18 protein-coding genes are annotated in these 20,275 nt (G+C 44.0%); all 18 read left to right on the forward strand.

Annotated elements, in window-relative coordinates; all coding sequences use genetic code 11:
* Window positions 1-290 precede the first annotated feature (290 nt).
* The 18 genes from A9237_RS10210 to A9237_RS10295 all read left to right on the forward strand — a co-directional run bounded on the left by A9237_RS10210 (window position 291) and on the right by A9237_RS10295 (window position 20,197).
* Complete coding sequence (locus tag A9237_RS10210; protein ID WP_078608122.1) at window positions 291-836, forward strand: single-stranded DNA-binding protein; 546 nt, start codon at window positions 291-293, stop codon at window positions 834-836.
* Window positions 837-1,083: 247 nt separating this feature from the next.
* Window positions 1,084-3,093 (forward strand): RNase E specificity factor CsrD, encoded by a 2,010-nt coding sequence (gene csrD, locus A9237_RS10215; protein WP_078608123.1) that lies wholly within the window; start codon window positions 1,084-1,086, stop codon window positions 3,091-3,093.
* A gap of 11 nt (window positions 3,094-3,104) precedes the next feature.
* Window positions 3,105-4,553, forward strand: coding sequence for an MSHA biogenesis protein MshI (locus A9237_RS10220; protein ID WP_041060962.1), 1,449 nt, complete (start codon window positions 3,105-3,107; stop codon window positions 4,551-4,553).
* Window positions 4,550-5,200: a type II secretion system protein GspM gene (gene gspM / locus A9237_RS10225; RefSeq protein ID WP_009707663.1), complete on the forward strand. Its 651-nt coding sequence runs from the start codon at window positions 4,550-4,552 to the stop codon at window positions 5,198-5,200. Before A9237_RS10220 ends, gspM begins: the two co-directional genes overlap by 4 nt.
* Window positions 5,193-5,522 carry a hypothetical protein gene (locus A9237_RS10230; protein WP_009707662.1) on the forward strand — a complete coding sequence of 110 codons (330 nt, stop codon included), beginning with the start codon at window positions 5,193-5,195 and terminating at the stop codon, window positions 5,520-5,522. The genes gspM and A9237_RS10230 overlap by 8 nt, the downstream gene beginning before the upstream one ends.
* A 20-nt stretch (window positions 5,523-5,542) precedes the next feature.
* Window positions 5,543-7,216, forward strand: coding sequence for a pilus (MSHA type) biogenesis protein MshL (gene mshL / locus A9237_RS10235; protein WP_078608124.1), 1,674 nt, complete (start codon window positions 5,543-5,545; stop codon window positions 7,214-7,216).
* 43 nt (window positions 7,217-7,259) lie between these two features.
* Complete coding sequence (locus tag A9237_RS10240) at window positions 7,260-8,105, forward strand: ExeA family protein (RefSeq protein ID WP_078608125.1); 846 nt, start codon at window positions 7,260-7,262, stop codon at window positions 8,103-8,105.
* Window positions 8,090-9,187 (forward strand): tetratricopeptide repeat protein, encoded by a 1,098-nt coding sequence (locus A9237_RS10245; protein ID WP_078608126.1) that lies wholly within the window; start codon window positions 8,090-8,092, stop codon window positions 9,185-9,187. Before A9237_RS10240 ends, A9237_RS10245 begins: the two co-directional genes overlap by 16 nt.
* Window positions 9,184-10,908, forward strand: a complete 1,725-nt coding sequence (locus A9237_RS10250; protein WP_045482398.1) for a GspE/PulE family protein — start codon at window positions 9,184-9,186, stop codon at window positions 10,906-10,908. The genes A9237_RS10245 and A9237_RS10250 overlap by 4 nt, the downstream gene beginning before the upstream one ends.
* Before the next feature lie 8 nt (window positions 10,909-10,916).
* Complete coding sequence (locus tag A9237_RS10255) at window positions 10,917-12,140, forward strand: type II secretion system F family protein (RefSeq protein WP_078608127.1); 1,224 nt, start codon at window positions 10,917-10,919, stop codon at window positions 12,138-12,140.
* Window positions 12,141-12,144: 4 nt separating this feature from the next.
* Complete coding sequence (locus tag A9237_RS10260; RefSeq protein WP_078608128.1) at window positions 12,145-12,606, forward strand: MSHA biogenesis protein MshF; 462 nt, start codon at window positions 12,145-12,147, stop codon at window positions 12,604-12,606.
* Between the two features lie 289 nt (window positions 12,607-12,895).
* Window positions 12,896-13,381, forward strand: coding sequence for a type II secretion system protein (locus tag A9237_RS10265; RefSeq protein ID WP_078608129.1), 486 nt, complete (start codon window positions 12,896-12,898; stop codon window positions 13,379-13,381).
* A gap of 71 nt (window positions 13,382-13,452) precedes the next feature.
* Window positions 13,453-13,677, forward strand: a complete 225-nt coding sequence (locus A9237_RS10270) for a type II secretion system protein (RefSeq protein ID WP_078608130.1) — start codon at window positions 13,453-13,455, stop codon at window positions 13,675-13,677.
* A gap of 109 nt (window positions 13,678-13,786) precedes the next feature.
* Entirely contained in the window at window positions 13,787-14,248 is a 462-nt protein-coding gene (locus tag A9237_RS10275; RefSeq protein ID WP_078608131.1) for a type II secretion system protein, read from the forward strand.
* Window positions 14,245-14,808, forward strand: coding sequence for a type IV pilus modification PilV family protein (locus A9237_RS10280; protein WP_078608132.1), 564 nt, complete (start codon window positions 14,245-14,247; stop codon window positions 14,806-14,808). The genes A9237_RS10275 and A9237_RS10280 overlap by 4 nt, the downstream gene beginning before the upstream one ends.
* Complete coding sequence (locus tag A9237_RS10285) at window positions 14,808-15,569, forward strand: PilW family protein (protein ID WP_078608133.1); 762 nt, start codon at window positions 14,808-14,810, stop codon at window positions 15,567-15,569. Before A9237_RS10280 ends, A9237_RS10285 begins: the two co-directional genes overlap by 1 nt.
* Entirely contained in the window at window positions 15,559-15,987 is a 429-nt protein-coding gene (locus A9237_RS10290) for an MSHA biogenesis protein MshP (protein ID WP_025501889.1), read from the forward strand. The genes A9237_RS10285 and A9237_RS10290 overlap by 11 nt, the downstream gene beginning before the upstream one ends.
* A gap of 4 nt (window positions 15,988-15,991) precedes the next feature.
* A complete protein-coding gene (locus A9237_RS10295) occupies window positions 15,992-20,197 on the forward strand; it encodes a DUF6701 domain-containing protein (protein WP_237358390.1) in 4,206 nt (1,401 codons plus the stop codon).
* The last annotated feature ends 78 nt before the right edge of the window (window positions 20,198-20,275 follow it).

The raw sequence follows: 20,275 nt of genomic DNA on the forward strand, positions 1-20,275 counted from the left end.
CCCTAATCTCCTTGAGTAAAGTTTCTTGAGTTCGAAAACGCGGATACGTTGGCATCAATCATCACTCAGAGCTATAGGAAGGGAGGAGAAATGCGTTGAGATTCAAAGGTTCGCGAAACGATGTCTGCAAAACGAATCAAAAATGCTACGCCTAGAGGTTGAAGTGAGATTTCGATTCCACCAACTGTTGTCACAGAAGACAATGGGGATTAGGCTTTAATCAAAACATCAAAGCGTGTATTCTTATGCGCTAAAATTTTATATAGATCCAGAGTGAAACGGAGCACATCATGGCCAGCCGTGGAATTAACAAAGTTATTTTGGTGGGGAATCTAGGTAACGACCCTGAAATTCGTTACATGCCTAATGGCGGTGCAGTAGCAAACATCACAATTGCAACTTCTGAGTCATGGCGTGACAAAGGGACTGGCGAACAGCGTGAGAAAACAGAATGGCACCGTGTTGTGTTATTCGGCAAACTTGCTGAAGTAGCAGGTGAGTACCTACGTAAAGGTTCTCAAGTTTACGTTGAAGGCCAGCTTCAAACTCGTAAATGGCAAGACCAAAGTGGTCAAGACCGTTACTCAACAGAAGTTGTTGTTCAAGGCTTCAATGGCGTAATGCAAATGCTTGGTGGTCGTGCTCAAGGTGGCGCACCTATGGGCGGTGGTCAGCCACAACAGCAACAACAAGGTGGTTGGGGTCAGCCTCAACAGCCAGCTCAGCAGCAGCAATACAATGCTCCTCAGCAGCAGCAACAGCAACAGGCTCCGCAGCAACCACAGCAGCAATACAACGAGCCACCAATGGACTTCGACGACGATATCCCGTTCTGAGTCGATTCAGTATTGAGTTTAAAAGGCCGCGAATTTCGCGGCTTTTTTATTATCTTCGCGCCTATATCGTCGGCTCAATCATTTCAATTTGTAATTAAAAGACAGTAACGCTCAAATATCGAATGATGTTTTGTTTCTTTCCGCCTCAGCTTCTCACATTCACACGAATGCGATTGTTTACTGAACGCTTATCAAGTATAAATATTTCAACAAGGTATATGATGAATAGAAAAGGAATTTGGTATTCATGAGGTATACCCCAACTCTTAAGCTAAGCACGCGGCTGGTGGCCTTTGTCACCATGATCGTTATTTGCGCAATGTTTATCTTGTTTGTCGGTGGCACCCTCTCTTTCAAACGACTAGGACAAGAGTATCTCAACCATTATTTGGAAGGGATCGTAGAAGTTGTTGATAAAGAGATGGAGGATCCTGACGCAGCGTATTCGATGCAACGTTGGATGCCAAAGATGCTGCAAGCAAGCAACATTGTTGAAATGACGCTCTCAACCAACAATGCTGTGGTTTATCGCTTCAAAGATACTTCCCATAAGATGGATAATTCCGTTTTGTTTGAGCACGAGTATCAGCTCAATCATAACCAAGATTACACCATCTACTTCAAAGCCATTCCTCCGTATTTAGGCTACGGCTATTCGATGCAAGCACTTTGGTCGATCACGCTAGCGGTCATTTTGATCATTTTCTGTTTAATGCGTGGTGTTAAATGGCTCAAAGAGCAACTCGCGGGATCGGAAATGCTTGAAGAACGTGGACGCATGATCCTCGCTGGGCGAGTCGAACAGTACGCCAAAGGTGATGAGCGAGAATGGCCATATACAGCCAGTGAAGCGCTAGATGTATTGATCGAAGAGCTTCAAGATGCGCGCCAAGAGCGTAGCCGCTTTGATACCTTTATTCGTACTCAAACCTTTCTTGATAAGCTCACTGGTACTGCAAATCGTGTGCTGTTTGATAGCAAGCTTGAATCTGCTTTGTTGGAAAGTGGTGCTCGTGGTTCAGTGATGCTGATTCGTATCCAAGATTGGAAGTCTGTTGAAGAAGAGCAAGATAAACAAACTTGTGATGAGTTTATTGTTGAAGTGGGCAGTTTGCTTTCAAACTTGGTTCAGCGTTATCCCGATGTTGTGTTCTCACGCTACTACAATGCTGATTTTGCCCTGTTCTTACCTCATCAAGCGGCAAAAGATGTCGCAAACTTGGCGTCTCAATGTATTCGCCAATTAGAAAAGCTTCATCCGCCTTACCCTCTCGATTCTGACAACTGGTGTCATATCGGTATCACCATGTACAAAGAGGGCGAACGTCATAGCCAAATCATTGATGAAGCTGAAACCGCATTGCGTAGTGCTCAGTTACAGAATAATAACAACTGGAGTCGTTTTAAGAAGTGGAACCACGACGAAGAAGCTCGCGGTAGTGTGAGATGGCGTACGCTATTTGACTCAGCACTCACATCTGAAAATGTGATACTCTACGCACAATCGGCCTATTCAATAAGTGATGTGGCGCATAAAAAACCATTACATGAAGAGTTAACATGTCGGATTCGCGATCCGGAAAATGGCATTGTTAAAGCGTCTCGCTTTATTTCTGCTGTTCGACAAGTTGGCTATGAAGCACAAATGGATCGTGCTGTTGTTCATAAATTCTTAAAAGATTTTAAACATAGCTTTGATAGTTCCAAGTGTTATGTCGTTAATCTGCATGTTGTGCCTTTTGGCCATCGAGAATACTTCAAATGGTTCCGTGATGAACTCTTACAGTTGTCACGTGAGCAAAGAAAGTGTCTCATTTTTGAGTTTGTGGAAGCACAATTTGTAAGACACTTAGACTTTATGCGACCAGTCGCTAAAATGCTGGCCGGTTTAGAATGTCACGTCATGATTGGGCAAGCGGGACGCACGATCGTTAGCACCCATTATTTAAAAGAAGTAGACATTCGTTACCTTAAGCTTCATCGCAGCTTGGTAACAAAAATCGATCAGAGACATGAGAACCAGCTGTTTGTTCGCAGTATGTTGGGTGCGGCCGCAAACAGTAAAACAAAAATAATAGCAGTGGGAATTGAGAATAAGCACGAATTGAACACCCTGAATGAATTAGGGGTTCATGGCGGGCAGGGACGTTATTTCTCTCCAGCAGAGCAGTATCTACCTAGATCCAAACCAACGGTCATTTCTCAATCTGAATCTCAAGTAAAATTGGGACGCAGAAATCGCTGGCGAAAAAAATAAAGATAATAATCATGGATTTTAAAGCAGTACTCGATAAGCTCAAGCGGTCATCGGTTGGTGGCCGCACGTGCTTTTTGGTCATTCAGCCAGACGCAGTTTATTTATCATCACCAACGAAAAGCAGTCGACCATCTAAATTTGAGATCACAGAATCAAATTGGGAACGAGCTTGTGAGCAAGCACTCAGTGTTGCTGCCAGTTCCTACGACTCGTTGGCAGTTGTGCTTTCTCACAACTATTACCAGATGTATCAGATCGACAAGCCTGCGATGCCGCGCAATGAGTGGCCGTCGGCGTTGCCGTTTCTGTTAAAAGAACTTATTTCTGAACGTGCTATCGACATTATTGCCGATGCCGCAGAGTTACCTAACTCAAATAAAGTTCAAGCTTATGTGCTTTCGCGCAAAATCCTCGACAAGATCGTACTGCTTGCAAACAGAGTTCAATTAACGCTTGAAGCAATTATTCCTGAGGATGATATCTGGGGGGATACCTCTGGTGAGCTAGGCAACTTCCTACTTCTACAACGCAGTGCGCGCGGTCACTTCCGTATTAGCGCATTCGTTGAGCACACCATTGCATTTCATCGTTCCATTCGCAGTGTGACGCCACCATTAACAGGCGTACCTTCAAGTGACTTACAAATGGACAGTTTGTCACTGGAACTGCAGCGTTCGATAGATTACCTCTCTTCTCAACTGCGCCATGTTCAATTGCATCAGCTTAAGGTCTGTTGTGATGATGAAGATGAAAAAGAGTTGGTGGAGTCGCTTAACTACCGTTTAAGTACCAAAGTTTCGCCATTGCTTGCAGAAGAGCACGAGCTATCAGGTCATGTATTGGCGGATACTGCATTAGCAACATCAAGTGCTCGACGTGTCAATCTTTACCCTGATTTTCTAAAGCCGAAGAAGAACCTACTTACGTTAAAAAACGTCGCTATCTCTTGGGGTGTCGCTGCCGCGCTGATTTTCTTGTCTTACGGTTATGTCACTTGGCAGAGCCAAGGCGTTGAGGATGAAATCGCGATTGTTAAAAGTCGTGGCGATATCATGAAATCAGAGCTGACACGCCAGCAAGCTAAGTTGCGTAAACACCAGCCGGATACCAACAAGTTGGCGGCGAAAGCACGTTTAGAGCGTGAGGTGAAAGCAAAACGTGACTCACTGAAAGCGGTCGGCAAATATGACGATTCCCAACGCACTGGTTACTCCGGCGTGATGCAATCTCTTGCCAAACTTGGCAGCAATAACATTTCTTTGTCTGAAATTCGTATCGACAATACGACTTTAGATCTCAAAGGCTTGGCTCGTTCGCCAAGCGCAGTTCCAAACTGGGTGAGTCAATTTAAGAATGAAATAAGCCTTGTTGGGCGTACTTTTGATGATGTAAAGATTGGTCGTAACGAAGACAACATTGTGACCTTTGAATTGAAGACGCGTGGAGACAAAGAGAAATGAACGAATTCTGGTCCTCGTTAGAAGAGCGCTTCGATGAGATGAGCGCACGAGAAAAGGTATTGATCGCCTTGTGTGGTCTTGTCACTGTCGTGATGCTGCTGTTTACCTTGGTGTTAGAACCGAAACTGAATGAAGTTACCAGCAATGATAAACAGCTACGTAACTTAAAACAGACCAATCAACAGACTGAAATCGAGATCTTACGCATCCAAGCGCAATTAAAGAAAGATCCGAACGCTGAGATTGATCAGGCTATTTCTCAATTGCTAACCGAAAGTCAGCACCTATCGATGCAGCTTTCTGAAATTATTGAACACTTGATTACGCCTTCTCAAATGGCGAGCTTGTTAGAAAGTGTATTGGAGCAGCAAAGCGGTATTCACCTATTGTCACTTCAGACATTGCCTGCGGAGCCGATAACAGAAGATAAAGAAGCGTCGCAATACTCAGGTTACTACGTGCACCCAGTTCGTATGGAACTTACCGGTGACTACTTTGCAATTGCTAATTACCTAACAAAACTTGAAAGCTTGCCTGCAAGTTATTACTGGCGAAGCTTCAGCTACAAAGTCGAAGATTATCCAAAAGCAAAACTTGTATTGGAAGTCTACACCCTAGGTTCACGAGAGGAGTTTATTGGTGGTTAAGAAACTCATTATCTCATTGGCACTTGTTTCTATTGCAGGTAGCTGTTGGGCGAACCAAGATCCAACTGCGCCGCTGGGCTGGACGAAACCAGCTACCGAGCAAGCAAAGCCAAAAGCGAAACAATATCGTCTGCCAACCCTTAATAGCATTGTTTGCAAGCCAAACACGCCCTGTGTTGCGATTTTGAACGACCGTATTGTTGAGCCTGGGGCAAAACTTAATGGCTACCGAGTAGCTAGCATCAACAGTGAATTTGTAACTTTAAAGCGTGGTAACCGTCAGTGGAAACTAGAGCTTTTTGGTTTAAACGTAAAAAAATAATAATCAGAGCCTGATCAGATATGCGCAAATTAGTTGTAGGAATTGTGATTGCTTCCTTAATGGGTTGTTCTATGGGTCACCGCGATCCAGTAGAAGTGAAGCAAGCACTGAATGAATCTATCAATGAAGCAAACAGTCGTGCCCTAGAAGACATTCCTTCTTCAGTGGAAGCCGATCTAATGCCAAACCTAGACGCCAACATGTCGTCTCAACAAGGAACATTGAAGCGTTTTAGAATCCAAGCCAACGCGGTTGAGGCGCGTAGCTTTTTTGCTTCTTTGGTTAAAGGCACCGAATACAGCGTGGCGATCCACCCTGCGGTACAAGGGAATATTACCGTAAACCTTTCTGATGTGACGCTGGATGAAGTGTTGAATGTTGTGCAAAACATGTACGGCTATGACGTCGTGAAGTCGGGTAAGGTAATTCAAATCTACCCAGCTGGTATGCGTACCGTTACGATTCCTGTGGATTACCTTCAGTTCAAACGTTCTGGTCGCTCACTAACAAGTATCGTAACCGGCTCTGTGACCTCGGCGGGTACATCAAGTTCTGGCGGTAGCTCTGACGATTCTGATTCTTCAGATTCAAATAACAACAACGGTGATAGCTCAACAACCTCAACGGGCGGCACTCGTATTGAAACCATCACTGAAAGCGATTTCTGGCCAATGCTACAGCAAGCGGTGGCTAACCTAATTGGCTCAGGTAAAGGCCAAAGCGTTGTTGTGACCCCACAAGCTGGTGTTATCACAGTACGTGCTTTCCCTGATGAAATCCGCGAAGTTCGTGAGTTCCTTGGTGTATCGCAAGAGCGTATGCAGCGCCAAGTTATTCTAGAAGCAAAAATCTTGGAAGTGACATTGAGTGATGGTTACCAACAAGGTATCAACTGGTCGAATCTATCTGCCTCTATCGGTAATTCGGGAAGCATCTCTATCGGTCGTCCATACCCTGGTGGCGGCTCTCCTGGTGATGGCTCTGATATCCCATTATTACCAGGACTAGATACGATCGGTTCACTACTTGGTGGGCAAACGAATGTGACTATCTCTGATGGCAATTTTGATGCTGTGTTGAGTTTTATGGCAACGCAAGGCGATTTGAACGTGCTTTCTAGCCCACGTATTACCGCAGCAAACAACCAAAAGTCAGTGATCAAAGTGGGTACTGATGAGTACTTTGTCACTGAGCTTTCAAGCAACGCAGGTAACGGTGAGAACTCCAATGCCGTTCCTGAAGTTGAGTTGACACCTTTCTTCTCTGGTATCTCCCTAGATGTTACTCCGCAAATCGACAATAAAGGCAATGTGTTTCTACACGTTCACCCTGCCGTCATTGAAGTCGAAGAAGAGGTCAAGAATTTAAACCTTGGCGGTGAATTCCAAAATATTCAATTACCGCTGGCGAAAAGCTCAATTCGTGAGTCTGACTCTGTGATCCGTGCTAAAGATGGTGACGTAGTGGTGATTGGTGGCTTGATGAAGCAACAAAACCTAGAGCAAGTCTCAAAGGTGCCTTTCCTCGGTGATGTACCAGGACTTGGTAACTTATTCCGTAACATCAATAACATATCGCAAAAGACAGAACTGGTTATTCTGCTTAAGCCAACAGTTGTAGGCGTGAACACATGGCAGAAAGAGCTAGAGCGTTCACGTGACTTGTTGCAAGAGTGGTTCCCTGACGCTGAGTAATCGGCGTTAGAACTGTCGTTAAACGTGGTTTTGTGATTCGACTATGTACTTGTCGCATTTTGGATTTCGAGTTCAACCTTTCTCACTGACCCCTAATACAGAAATGTTTCTGGGGTTAGTGCCTCACTACGAGGCCATTCAAACCATTATGGCTGCGGTCAAAATGGGTGAAGGGGTGATTAAGGTTACCGGAGAGGTTGGCACGGGCAAAACCATGGTTTGTCGTAAGTTAATCGAGCAAATCGAATCTGAAGTTGAGCTTGTTTACTTACCTAACCCCGCTCTAAATGGCGAGCAGTTACAGTTTGCAGTCGCTCGTGAGTTAGGTATTGAAGATAGCGATCCGCTTAAAGTCGTTTCTTTGATTCAAGAACGTTTAATTCAAATTCATGCGCTAGGTAAAAAGACCGTACTGATTGTCGATGAAGCACAAGCACTGTCATCTGAAGCTCTCGAAACGCTGCGCTTATTCGGCAATTTGGAAACGGAACAAGACAAGCTGATTCAACTGGTCTTGTTTGGTCAGCCTGAATTGGATGAGCGACTTGGCACTCATGAGTTAAGACAGTTCCGTCAGCGAATTACGTTTAGTTGCCAGCTTCGTCCTCTCTCGATTGAAGAGGGCGTCGCCTATATCAACAACCGTTTAGACAAAGCAGGAAATGGTGCGCATATCTTCTCGATTGAGCAGAAAAAAGCCATTTGGCGTTCGGCGATGGGTATCCCGAGATTGATCAACCAAATCAGTCATAAAGCCTTGCTTACGGCGTTTAATGACCGTTGCACCTTATTAAAGAATCAACACGTTTACGTTGCAATGCATGACACCTTTGATGCGCGTAAGCCTAAGTTTAAAACTCCCAAATTTTGGGGATGGAGCCAGCCTTGAGTGCCATCAATAAAGCATTATCAGAACTTGCTGAAAAAGAATCACCTTCTGCACTAACGAAAGCAGAGATTCCAAGTATCACACGAAGCAAACCGTGGCTGTGGCTAGTGGGTGGCTTCTCATTGAGCCTTGCTGTTGGAGGTTGGGCAGTCTCTCAAGGTCCGGCACCGATGGAAGACATTACATCTTCATCGAACATTTCAATGAATACCGTCAGTGTTGATAACTCACCAATCATGGCAGTGAATCACTCACCGACCAGCAAAGTGACGCCTCAGTTAGATAATGTGGTGTACACGCAAAGAATTGAGAAACCAAAGGTGACGGTTGAGTTGCCTGTGGCGAAGTCCACTCCGCAAGTAGACCAGTTCACTGCTAAAGCAGAAGTGAACCAATCAGTAGAACAACCGATGTTGTTGGCGAGCGTGAATCAGAATGTAAATACCTCGTCGAATGTGTCACAAGATAGCTCAATGCGCATTGAGCAAGTTGAACTTACGCACCAGCAGTTAGCAGAAAAAGCATTAGCACGTGCAGATAAAGCCATGGATGCAAATGATATGAAGACGGCTTTGTCTGCATTCGATGAAGCACTTCGCTATCAGCCAACGAATTTAGAGGCTCGTCAGAAGTTAGCGGCGCTGTACTTTGGAAAAGGGGATACGCGCAAAGCTTATGAGATCTTGCAGTCGGGTATCACTCTAGACACCAATAACCAAAGCCTACGTCTTGCGCTATCAAAACTGTTGATGAAAGCGGATCAAGCTGAAGCGGCGTTGAGCCCACTCGTGCATTTACCGCCAGCCCCGAGTCGCGAATATTTAGCCATGCGTGCCGCGTTGGCCCAAAAGCAAAAGCAAAATGAAATTGCACTGGAAAGCTACCAGTTATTGACTCAGCGTGAGCCTGAAAATGCGCGCTGGTGGCTTGGTTTAGCCATTCAACAAGAGCGAGCATTAGCTTTCACTCCGGCGATCGCTTCTTATAAGCAAGCACTTGGCAAAGTCGGTATTTCAAATCAATCTCAGGCATTTATTCGTGATCGCTTGAATATCCTAAAACGACTGGAGAGTGCGCAATGAAAATTCAGTTGAGAAAACGCTTAGGCGATCTGTTAATTGAAGAAGGTATTGTTTCTGAAGATCAAGTTCAACAGGCGCTGAATGCTCAGCACAGTACTGGTCAAAAGCTGGGTGATGCGCTGATTGATCTTGGTTTTATCAGTGAAAAGCAGATGCTTGAGTTCTTGTCCCAACAGTTGAGCTTGCCCTTAATTGATTTGAGTCGCGCTCCTGTTGATGCCGATGCGGTGCAAATTCTTCCAGAAGTGCACGCACGCCGTTTACGTGCCATGGTTGTGGCTCGTAATGGTGACACATTACGTGTTGCGATGAGTGATCCGGCGGACTTGTTTATTCAAGAGTCGTTGATGAACCTTCTTGGTCAATACGACTTAGAGTTCATCATTGCACCAGAACGCCAGTTAGTAGATAGTTTTGACCGTTATTACCGTAGAACCAAAGAAATAGCTTCGTTTGCAGAACAGCTTCAAGCAGAGCACCAAGACGTTGAAGGTTTCGATTACGGCATTGATGAAGGTGATAGCGAAGAAGTTACCGTTGTTAAACTGGTTAACTCCATGTTTGAAGATGCGGTGCAAGTTGGCGCGTCGGATATTCATATCGAGCCCGATGATAAAGTGCTGCGTTTGCGTCAACGTGTCGATGGCGTACTTCATGAGACGCTTCTAAACGAGGTGAACATTGCCTCTGCGCTAGTATTGCGTTTGAAGCTGATGGCGCATCTCGATATCTCTGAAAAGCGCTTACCTCAAGATGGTCGATTTAATATCAAAGTTCGTGGTCAATCGATCGATATTCGTATGTCGACGCTGCCGACGCAATACGGTGAATCAGTAGTAATGCGTTTGCTAAACCAATCTTCTGGTTTGCGTAAACTTGAAGATTCCGGTTTGCCACCTGAGCTACTCGCTCGTCTTCGTCGTCAGCTTTCTCGCCCACACGGAATGATCTTAGTTACTGGTCCAACAGGCTCCGGTAAAACCACCACGCTTTACGGTGCGTTGAGTGAATTAAACGAACCGGGTAAAAAGATCATCACCGCAGAAGATCCGGTGGAGTACCGCTTACCGCGTATTACACAGGTTCAGATCAACAGCAAGATTGATCTAACGTTTTCTCGCGTGCTACGTACCTTCCTACGTCAAGACCCAGACATCATCCTTATTGGTGAGATGCGTGACCAAGAAACGGTTGAAATTGGCCTTCGTGCTGCACTGACTGGTCACTTGGTATTAAGTACCTTACACACCAACGATGCCGTAGACAGCGCGCTGCGAATGATTGATATGGGGGCTCCTGGCTATTTGGTAGCAAGTGCTGTTCGTGCGGTTGTGGCTCAGCGTCTTGTTCGTCGTGTCTGCCCAGATTGTAAAACCACCGACGTGCTCGATGAGGCTCGTCAGCAGTGGCTTGCTGGGCGCTTCCCTAATCAAGTAGGGCAAACTTTCCATAAAGGTGCTGGTTGCCAAAACTGTAACCTGACAGGTTATCGCGGCCGAGTTGGTGTGTTTGAGATGCTTGAGCTTGAACATGAAATGATGGACAAGCTACGCGCGAATGATGCCGTGGGCTTTGCTCAAGCAGCACGCCGCTCAGAAAACTACAAGCCGCTATTGGCTTCTGCGATGGAACTTGCGCTGCAAGGCACTGTGAGTTTGGACGAAGTCATGACCCTGGGCGAAGGGGATGCTTCTGGTAAAACCGACCCAATTTTCATGTAGGTAAGTGAATGCCAACTTTTCGTTATCAAGGCCGCAGCTTAGACGGCTCATCAACTAGTGGTAAAGTCGATGCGGTGAATTCCGAAGCGGCAGCGGAAGCATTGATGAATAAGGGGATCATTCCTCTAAACCTGCGATTAGAAAAAGAAGCGGTTAAAAGCAAAGTCAGCTTATCCAAGTTACTTGTGCCTGCGATTCCGCTTGAAGTGATTATCTTGTTCTCACGTCAGCTATTTAGTTTGACCAAAGCGGGCGTGCCATTGTTGCGCTCCATGCGTGGTCTGCTGCAAAACTGTGAGAACAAACAGCTCAAAGAAGCTTTAGAAGATGTGGTAGCTGAGTTGAGTAACGGTCGCGGCCTTTCCTCCGCGATGCAACCGCATACCAAAGTGTTTAGCCCGTTGTTCGTTTCGATGATTAACGTGGGTGAAAACACGGGGCGTCTAGACCAGGCCTTGCTACAGCTAGCAAACTACTACGAACAAGAGTTAGAGACCCGCAAGCGCATCAAAGCCGCAATGCGCTACCCAACTTTTGTGATTGTATTTATCACCATCGCGATGTTTATTTTGAACATTTTGGTAATCCCTGAGTTTGCGTCCATGTTTACGCGCTTTGGTGTTGAGTTACCGCTGCCTACCAGAATCCTGATCGCGACGTCGAACTTCTTTGTGAATTATTGGGGCTTACTGATCGCCGCGATCATTGGTGCGTTTGTTATTTTTAGATCTTGGGTCGCAACCGCTGATGGTCGAGAGAAGTTCGACAAACTGCGTTTAAGGCTGCCTATTGTTGGTGACATTGTTAACCGAGCACAGCTATCACGATTCTCACGAACATTTTCATTGATGTTGAAGTCCGGTGTGCCGCTCAACCAATCATTAGCTTTATCTGGTGAAGCGTTAGGTAATAAGTTCTTAGAGAACCGAATTCTAGAAATGAAAGCGGCCATTGAGGCGGGGAGTACCATTTCAGTTACGGCAATCAACAGTAAGATTTTTACGCCTCTGGTTATTCAGATGATTGCGGTTGGTGAAGAAACGGGTCGTATCGATGAATTGTTATTGGAAGTTTCGGACTTCTATGACCGTGAAGTCGATTACGATTTGAAAACCCTAACTGCGCGAATAGAACCGTTACTTTTGGTCATTGTAGCTGGCATGGTTATGGTGTTGGCTCTTGGTATCTTCCTGCCAATGTGGGGGATGCTGGACATCATCAAAGGCGGCTAACGGCGTGGTCGAAAATCAAAGTCGAGCGACACTGATTCTAGCAGGTGTCGTCGGTATTATTGTGTTGGCAGCATTTATGCAAAAGTTGAAACCGATAGAGCAAGAAGCGCAAGAAACAGGTGCGAAACTTGCCAAGGTTTGGATGCAAGATAGCGTGCAACGATACCACCAAGCATGGCTCGTTCATGGGGAGCCTAAGTTGCTGTTAATGGATGGTTTTGAGCTCAATATGACGGAAGGGGGCTTGGTGTCACCTTTCAAAACAAGCGGTGCACTCGATTGTGACTATTGGCTGACAGTCCACTACCCGCAACGTAAAATTATGGCGAGCGAGTTGTTAGAAATTCGTGGAGCAATTAAAAGTAATAGTTATACATGTAACTATACTTATGAAAATGGACAGAGAGTTGTTGTTATATCAGACGCTAATTACCTGAAAATAGACGTCGAAATGTCGACGGAGTGAATTTTTTGACACTTAAGTACTATAAATGGGAATGAAAGTCGGTATAATGCAAACATTACCATAAGCAAAAGGTTGTAATAAAAAGTAAACCAAACATGGGACATCTTTTTTGCACGGCTTTAACTTAATAATGGCGAATCGTCATTCTGCTCAAGCGGTAGAAAAAGGGCTCAATGGATAAACATTGGTTTATCGCTGAGATGCCACACCGTTTTGACATTATCCAAAATGGTCGCATGACCGATAAACTTTGCAGTCACTCTGCATGCTTACATAGAGAGAGTAAACAATGAAAAGACAAGGTGGTTTCACCCTTATCGAATTGGTAGTGGTAATTGTAATCCTAGGTATTCTAGCGGTAACTGCAGCACCACGTTTCCTTAACCTGCAAGATGATGCTCGATTAGCTTCACTACAAGGCTTGAAAGGTGCAATTGATGGTGCTGCAGGTATTACATATGGTAAAGCAGCTGTTGAAGGTGTTGAAGGTGAAGCTAGTGGTAAGTCAGTTGAAGGTATTGACCTAGCGTACGGTTACCCTACTCAGGATGGCTTGGAAAATGCTGTAATGGGACTTGCTGATGACTGGGATGAAATTACTGTAAGCAGCGACAAAAAAGTATATACCTTTAAAGGCAAAGAGGCAGGAGATGATTGGGTTTTCGATCCAACGGGCACAGCTACAAATAAAGGTTGTTACGTTGGTTACATCCAAGCTACAGGTAAAACAGCAGCTTCAGCAGCTAAAACAGTTATTGCAAATGATGACTGTTAATTCTTGAGTTTTGAAAGGCCAGCTAGTCTGGCCTTTATCTCTTTATTTTGATTAATCTTGGAATAGTTCATATGCACAAATCATCGGGTCTTAGTGCAATTGAGTTTGTAGTTGTGCTGATTATCTTGGGGGTGATCGGTTATGTGGTATTACCAAGATTTATCAGCTTTGAGCCAGAAACTTACGAAGCGAAGTGGGAGCAAACTAAGCAAACCGCTGAGCACGTTTCTGAAACGCTAAGCAACAAAGAAACTTACGATCGGATTGAAGAAGAAATCGATAGATCGAAAAACTAACCTAGAGCAATCTTGTTTGCTACGTAAAAGAAGTGTGATTTTAATCCAAAATTACCATGCTTTTTTGCTTATAATTTAATCGCTTGTTGTAAGCCGAAGGTTCCTCAGTATGAAGTCGCGCTCAACGATATCAGGGTTTACTCTCATTGAGCTGATCATGGTCATCGTCATCCTTTCAATATTATCGCTTTACGCGTCCAGTCGATTTATGCGCACTGGAATTTCTGCTGTCGCAATTCAAGATCAAGTCATTTCTGTTGTTCGCCAAGTCCAGGTGAATCGCATGCAATCTAATGTCAGTAGTGCGGTAGGAAATAACGATTTTATTCTATCCATAGCAACCAATTGTATCGGCTCAAAAGCCTCTTGCTCATCTCAGTCTAGTAGTCGTAGTGATTGGGTCGAAGACAGCAGTGTTACTTTTTCTCCTGTCCGAGAGGTTCAGTTTGATCTGCTAGGAAACCCGACCCCTCCTTCGGTCACTATCTCTATTAGCGAAAACAATAGCTCTCAAACCTGTACGGTCACAATTAATGAGCAAGGCTACGTAAGTAAAGGTGGCTGCTCATGACGATGAAAGGCAAAAAAACGCTTCGAGGAATGACGCTTATTGAGATGATTATTGCGATCGTCTTGATGGGAATCGCAATGGTGATGTTTTCGACAGCATTGATACCACAAATTAAAGATGCTTCCACCTCCCATTATCAAAGTCGAGCCATTGCTTTAGGGCATAGTATGATGTCGCAAATTTTGGCCCGCAATTTTGACCATTATTATGATGACAATGGTGGCATGCTCCGCTGCGGCGAAAGCGGGGCAGACGCTTGCTTGCCTCTTGGAAGAGATGGAGAGACTTCGCCCTCTGCTTTTAATGACGTTGATGATTATATTGGTTGTTGGTACACCGAAAATACTCAGAATAGTTGTCCGTCAAGTAGCGAAAAATACCAACTCTCAGATGTTGTCGGTAATAGTGCAGACAGTAGTTATATCAATTTTCGTGTAGAGGTTGCGGTAAAAACGACAGAGCTCGAAGGAAGTGTCCCTAAAATGAAGCAAGTGAAGCTAGATATATTTGCTGGTTCCGCGTTAGCGATTTCATTGGTTGGTTACAGAGGTAATTATTAATGAGTCAAAGAGGCTTCACTCTCATAGAGCTCGTGCTGACCATTGTTATTGGTAGCATCATCATGCTGGGGATTGCAGGTTATGTTCAAGTTGGGATGAAAGGGTATGTTGATGCGAGTTCAAGACAAAGAATTCAGACCCAAGCTCAATTTGTGCTAGAAAAAATGGCGCGTGAAATTAGACACGCCGTTCCCAATAGTTTTGCAATGACAAACACGGTTGACGAATCCTGCCTGTCGTTTGTTCCAACTTTAAATTCCGGTTATTACTTTCAAGAACCAACCAGCAACGATCTGCTTTTTATCACTGGGGAAAACGTTCCAGGAAATACATTAAAAGCTTCCGAGGAGATACGCTTTGTCATTAACCCTACACGCTATGACGATTTGATATCAGGCGCGGTGAGTAATCACTTAATTAATAGTGACCTTTCTTTAAATGGTAATGATGGCAATGGTAATGCCGACTTTTATCGTTATAGCTTAACGACGCCTTTACCTAGTGACTCGATCGCTCATCGTATTTATCTATACCAGTTAGCAACCAAAGTTGAATACTGCATTGTCAAAACAGGTGTGCGTAGTAACCGCTTAACTCGCAATGGCACTGTTGTTGAAAATATCGTGGCAGATGAAAGTCAATTTGATTACACGAATGTGAGTTTACAGACAGGTGGGATTGTCTATCTCAAATTTGCTTTTGAACAAAATAGTGAAGTTAGTACCTACCAACAAGATGTGCAGGTGTTAAATGTCCCATAAACAGAAAAACAGCGGAAATGTGCTCATTGTATGCTTGTTCGTGATTATTGTGATGGGGTATCTAGGAGCGACGCTTACAAAGACTAACTGGTCCAATCAAAACTCAATGACTCGTGAGTTTTTAGGGACACAAGCATGGTTTTACGCTCAATCTTCAACAGAGTGGGCTCTCACTGAAATATACCCACTTAACAATGAAAACCCAGATGTGGGAAGTAATTGCAGTAATAAAGTCAATGGTAAAGCGCCAAGCTCAGAGAGCATTGATTACGGAAGCTGTCGATTAGTTTCGCTTGTGTGTGACGGGGGCGATAAAAAGTTGGATAGTCAAACATTTTATCGAATCGAAGCTGCAGTCCAGTGTGGTTCTGGATTGAGCTTGGTTGAACGCAGACAAGAGATATGGATTAAGGATTAGAATAATGAAAAGAAAAATAATTTCTGCTTTATTTTTTGGTTTGTTTTCTCTCAAGAGCTTTTCTGCTGAAACTTTTGATATGACACCATATTGGTCAATTAGTAAGGGAGCGATGAAATCGAGAGGGAACCTGTGTGGTGGTCATTATGAGAGTTATAATGATTATGTTTGCTCGAACGGGTTATACCTTCGTAAATGGCAGTCAATTTCTTCCGATCGACCAATAAATATCCTAGTTTATGGTGATGTCGAATTCAAAGGAAAAAATGTAATTGGTAGTTCTCTCCGTCCTATTAACATTCTTGCCAAAAACAGTGATGTGAAAGGTAATAATCAAGTTCGATTATTTGGCAATATTGAAGCTTATGGAAGTGTTGAGCTAAAAGACAGAAACGATATAAATGGTTTCATCTACTCGTCTCACGGCAAAATATACCTTGAAAGTACAAATGTGACCGGAAATGTTACTAGCCTTACTGATAGTGTAGAGATTAAAGGTAATACTAATATTATTGAAGGTAATATTTGGGGAGCGAAGGATATTGTTCTCTCAAAAGTTACTGTAAAAGGTGGGGTTAGTAGTGTCGCTGGACAGGTAAAGACAGAGGTAAACAGTAATATTATCGAAGGTGATGTCGTTGCTCATGAGGACGTTGTATTGAAGCATACTGTCGTCCGTGGTGATGTAACAAGTAAAGGCGGAGCCGTAAAAACAGAAAACTCGAATAATCAAGTTTACGGTGACATTGAAGCATTGCACGAAGTGGTTTTAAAGGGCACTAAGGTTGTTGGAAACATCCAAAGCCTCGGCGAAGAAATAAAGCTTGAAGAGGCGGGAGCCGGCAACTCCGTTTACGGGAACCTTATTGCGCAACATCAAGTTGAAATCAAAAAGTCCTTGGTATGCGGTCAAGTTACTTCCATAGGTTCAGAAGTTAAACTCGACAATTCCAAGGAAAATCAAAAGTTAGGTATTTATACCTACAAAAATGCAATTCAAGCATTTCAAAAAGCAACGGTAAAGAACTCAAGTGTATGTGGTTCTGTAATTGGTCATTCATATGATTTTCATAATGCAAAAATCTATTGTGGTGCAGATGAACCTAACTGTGATAACTCGCAAGCCATAGGTAATTGCCCGTTAGACGTCCTAGAAGATGTTTGTCCTGATATGGTTCCAGAAATTATTATTCCAGAGCCAGTCGAGTGTTTGGTTGAGAACTTCGAGGCTGAAAAACCACTGAGCAATTGGACTGTTATGGGGCGGGGAAAGAGCACGGTTCCCTATGTCGATTCTGGTCGCTTTATCGTATCCACAAACCAAAACGATCAATCTACGGCTTCAGCATTCAAAGTAACTATTCCATCTGAGGATAATGTTGTTCAAGTGACATTCGACCACTATGCACGACATAGCAGCACGCGAACCGGTGGTGATGGTATCGCTATTGTTCTGTCTGACGCAAATGTTCCTCCTTCTCCAGGTGCTCTAGGTGGGCCTCTGGGCTATGGTGTCAAACCAGGAATGGAGGGCTTTGCTGGCGGGTGGGTTGCGTTTGGTATTGATGAGTACGGTAACTTTTCTAACGAAGGTAGTTTTGATGACTCTGCAACGCGTCCAGGCAGAAAGCCGCATTCTGTTACCATTCGTGGGGCTGGTTATCAAAAAATAATGAATGGCTCAGATACCAAAGAGTGGTTTGGTGGCTATAAGTTCATTAAGAATAATACAGAGGTCGGTCCGCTGGATGAAAGAGGCGGAAGATCTCCGAATGATAAGCACAAATTTAGAGTCACTGTAGATACTCGGAAAGATATTGTGGGAAGAAACAGTGGAGTTTGGGTTTCCATCGAGCGCAGTATTAATGGTTCTGCTTGGGAAAGCTTGATAGAGCCATTCAATATCGCGGATGGGTTTGGTCAGCCACAATTACCGAAAGACTTCTTGGTTTCAATTACTTCGGGGACTGGGGCTAGCACCAACATTCATGAAGTTGACAATGTTAATATATGTGCAGATCGATTCAATAAAGAGCCTCAGATCGATCATTTTCGCTTCACTTACGATGGAAGCGGAAATGTTTGCGATGCTCAAAGTGTAACTCTTACAGCTTGCATGACCTCTGAATGTGATGAGACGTATCCTCCTAAAGGGATGACAAATCCTAAGGAGTTAGAGGTTACCTTATCTGATATGCATGACGCTCAGTGGTTAAACTCTCAAGGTGAGCCACTTCTAAACAATACGTTGATATTTACACATAGTGCTAATTTACAAGTGCGCTCAGAGGGAGCGGAACAAGCCAAGCTTGGCATTGCTCGTACATCAATTATCTCCCCTAATATAGAACCAGTTAAATGTAAATTATTTGGTGAAGATGATTTTGACCCTAGCTGTTTGATCAGTTTTGCAAGCTCAATCACGTTGTCGATCCCAGATAAAATATCTGGACTACCTTTCTTTAATAACTCTGGCGATTTACAAGCTCAGTACAAATTAAAGAGTCCAAGTGCAAATTATCATCCAAATCTAATGCTTTGTGAGTCAAGTTCATCGCAAATTCCATCACAAGGTTTATTTAGAAATATTCAAATGAAGTTCGATTATGATGAGCCAAGTAAACCGAGTTACACACCTGCTCTTAAGGTAAGCTTTAAAGGAAAAAATAGTCAGTTTGAACAGGCGATCTCTATGACTAAACCTAATTATTGGGTAACAATTCCTAACGTGTTTTTTAGCACAACTGGCAAAGCTGTATTTAATGTTGAATACCCTGAAGTAGGACGGCTAAAAGTTTCTGCTCGAGTCCTAGCTGAAACCAACAAAACGCAAGCTGAGAGTTATCGAACATTTGTTAGTTTTCCTGCTAAGTTGGGCTTGAGTGTCAGTGGTGGAGGTGATTGCTCTTCTGGTTGTGATGGTTATATCCCCGCAGGGGAAGAGTTCACCATGTTTGTTAAGGCTTATCAGGATGGCGGTGCTGAGGCTAAGAATTATCGAGAACCTGACGTCAAAATTACCAATACGCTAGTTTATCCTGAACCAGATAAACTAGATAAAGGAAGTGTCGTTGATGCAACCCTACTAGTTGATATGCTGCCTGATGATGCCGAATGGAGCGAAGGGAGTGTGTCATTCAAGCAATCAGTGAGTGATGTTGGAGTATTTAAGTTTGTCGTATCTGCTCCGTCTGCGGGTAATGTTGATTCGTATTCGTCGTATCTAGGCAGTGATGCATTCAAAATTACAGATGCAACGCTCAATGTTGGGCGCTTCTACCCTGGCAAATTCAATGTTTACAGTAGCGATCAAACAACTTCGTACAACAACATATGGGATTATCCAAATAGCCAAACATTTACGTATATGGGGCAGCCTTTTGGGTTAAAACAGTTTTACGTAGAAGCATTGTCCAAAGGAGGCGGTGCGTTACGTAACTATGCGTATTTTGATGAAGTTCATCACGCGAAATTCAACTTGTACGAGAATAATTCTGCCACTGTTAGTAGATTTAATGCGTCGTCCTCATACAAAGGTAACTGGTTGAACGAAAGTAAAGGGCCTTATGTTTCAGGGCAAAGCGTAGGGAAGTATAGCGCGAGCGGACTGGTGTGGAATAAAGTAGTTACTGAACCTGACGGCCCATTAAACTACTTAGAGAATTCATCAGATACCTCTATTTCTATTGATTTATCTTCATCATCATTAGACAAAGCTGGTGTGAGTATTGGTGTGAAGCAGCTACGGAAACAACCAGACATTCGTTTCGGTCGTGTTGACCTAGACGATGTCGGGGGTAATCAAGGCAAGGAATTGCGCGTACCACTCCGAGTGGAGTACTGGGATGGAAGTCGCTTTATTACAAACTCCGATGATAGCCAAACAAATGTTAAAGGTGTGACGGCTGCTGAAGCGCATATTTGGCCAACCGGTGAAGGTGCTAATCCAAAAGCAGTCACGTTAGGAGCTGGTGGAGAGGTCGCTTCTGGTCATTCTCGTTCTGTAACAGCAAAAGAAGCAGAGCCGTATCGCCAGCAAACTCGCGTATGGCTTAATCTTGAAGGTGGTGGCAATTCGCTCCCTTGGCTCAAATACGACTGGGATAAAGATGGCTCAGAAGAAAACCCATCATCAGTCGTCACGTTTGGTATTCACCGCGGTAATGACCGCGTGATTTATCGGGGTGAACCGGGGTTAACCGGACAATAACAAACTTCGGTTTCTTGCGTTAAGTAAGGAAACTGCAAGAAATTGAGGCTTTCTGCTCATGTTTGTGTACCAATGCCT

It is taken from the genome of Vibrio owensii (assembly GCF_002021755.1).
GTDB lineage: Bacteria > Pseudomonadota > Gammaproteobacteria > Enterobacterales > Vibrionaceae > Vibrio > Vibrio owensii.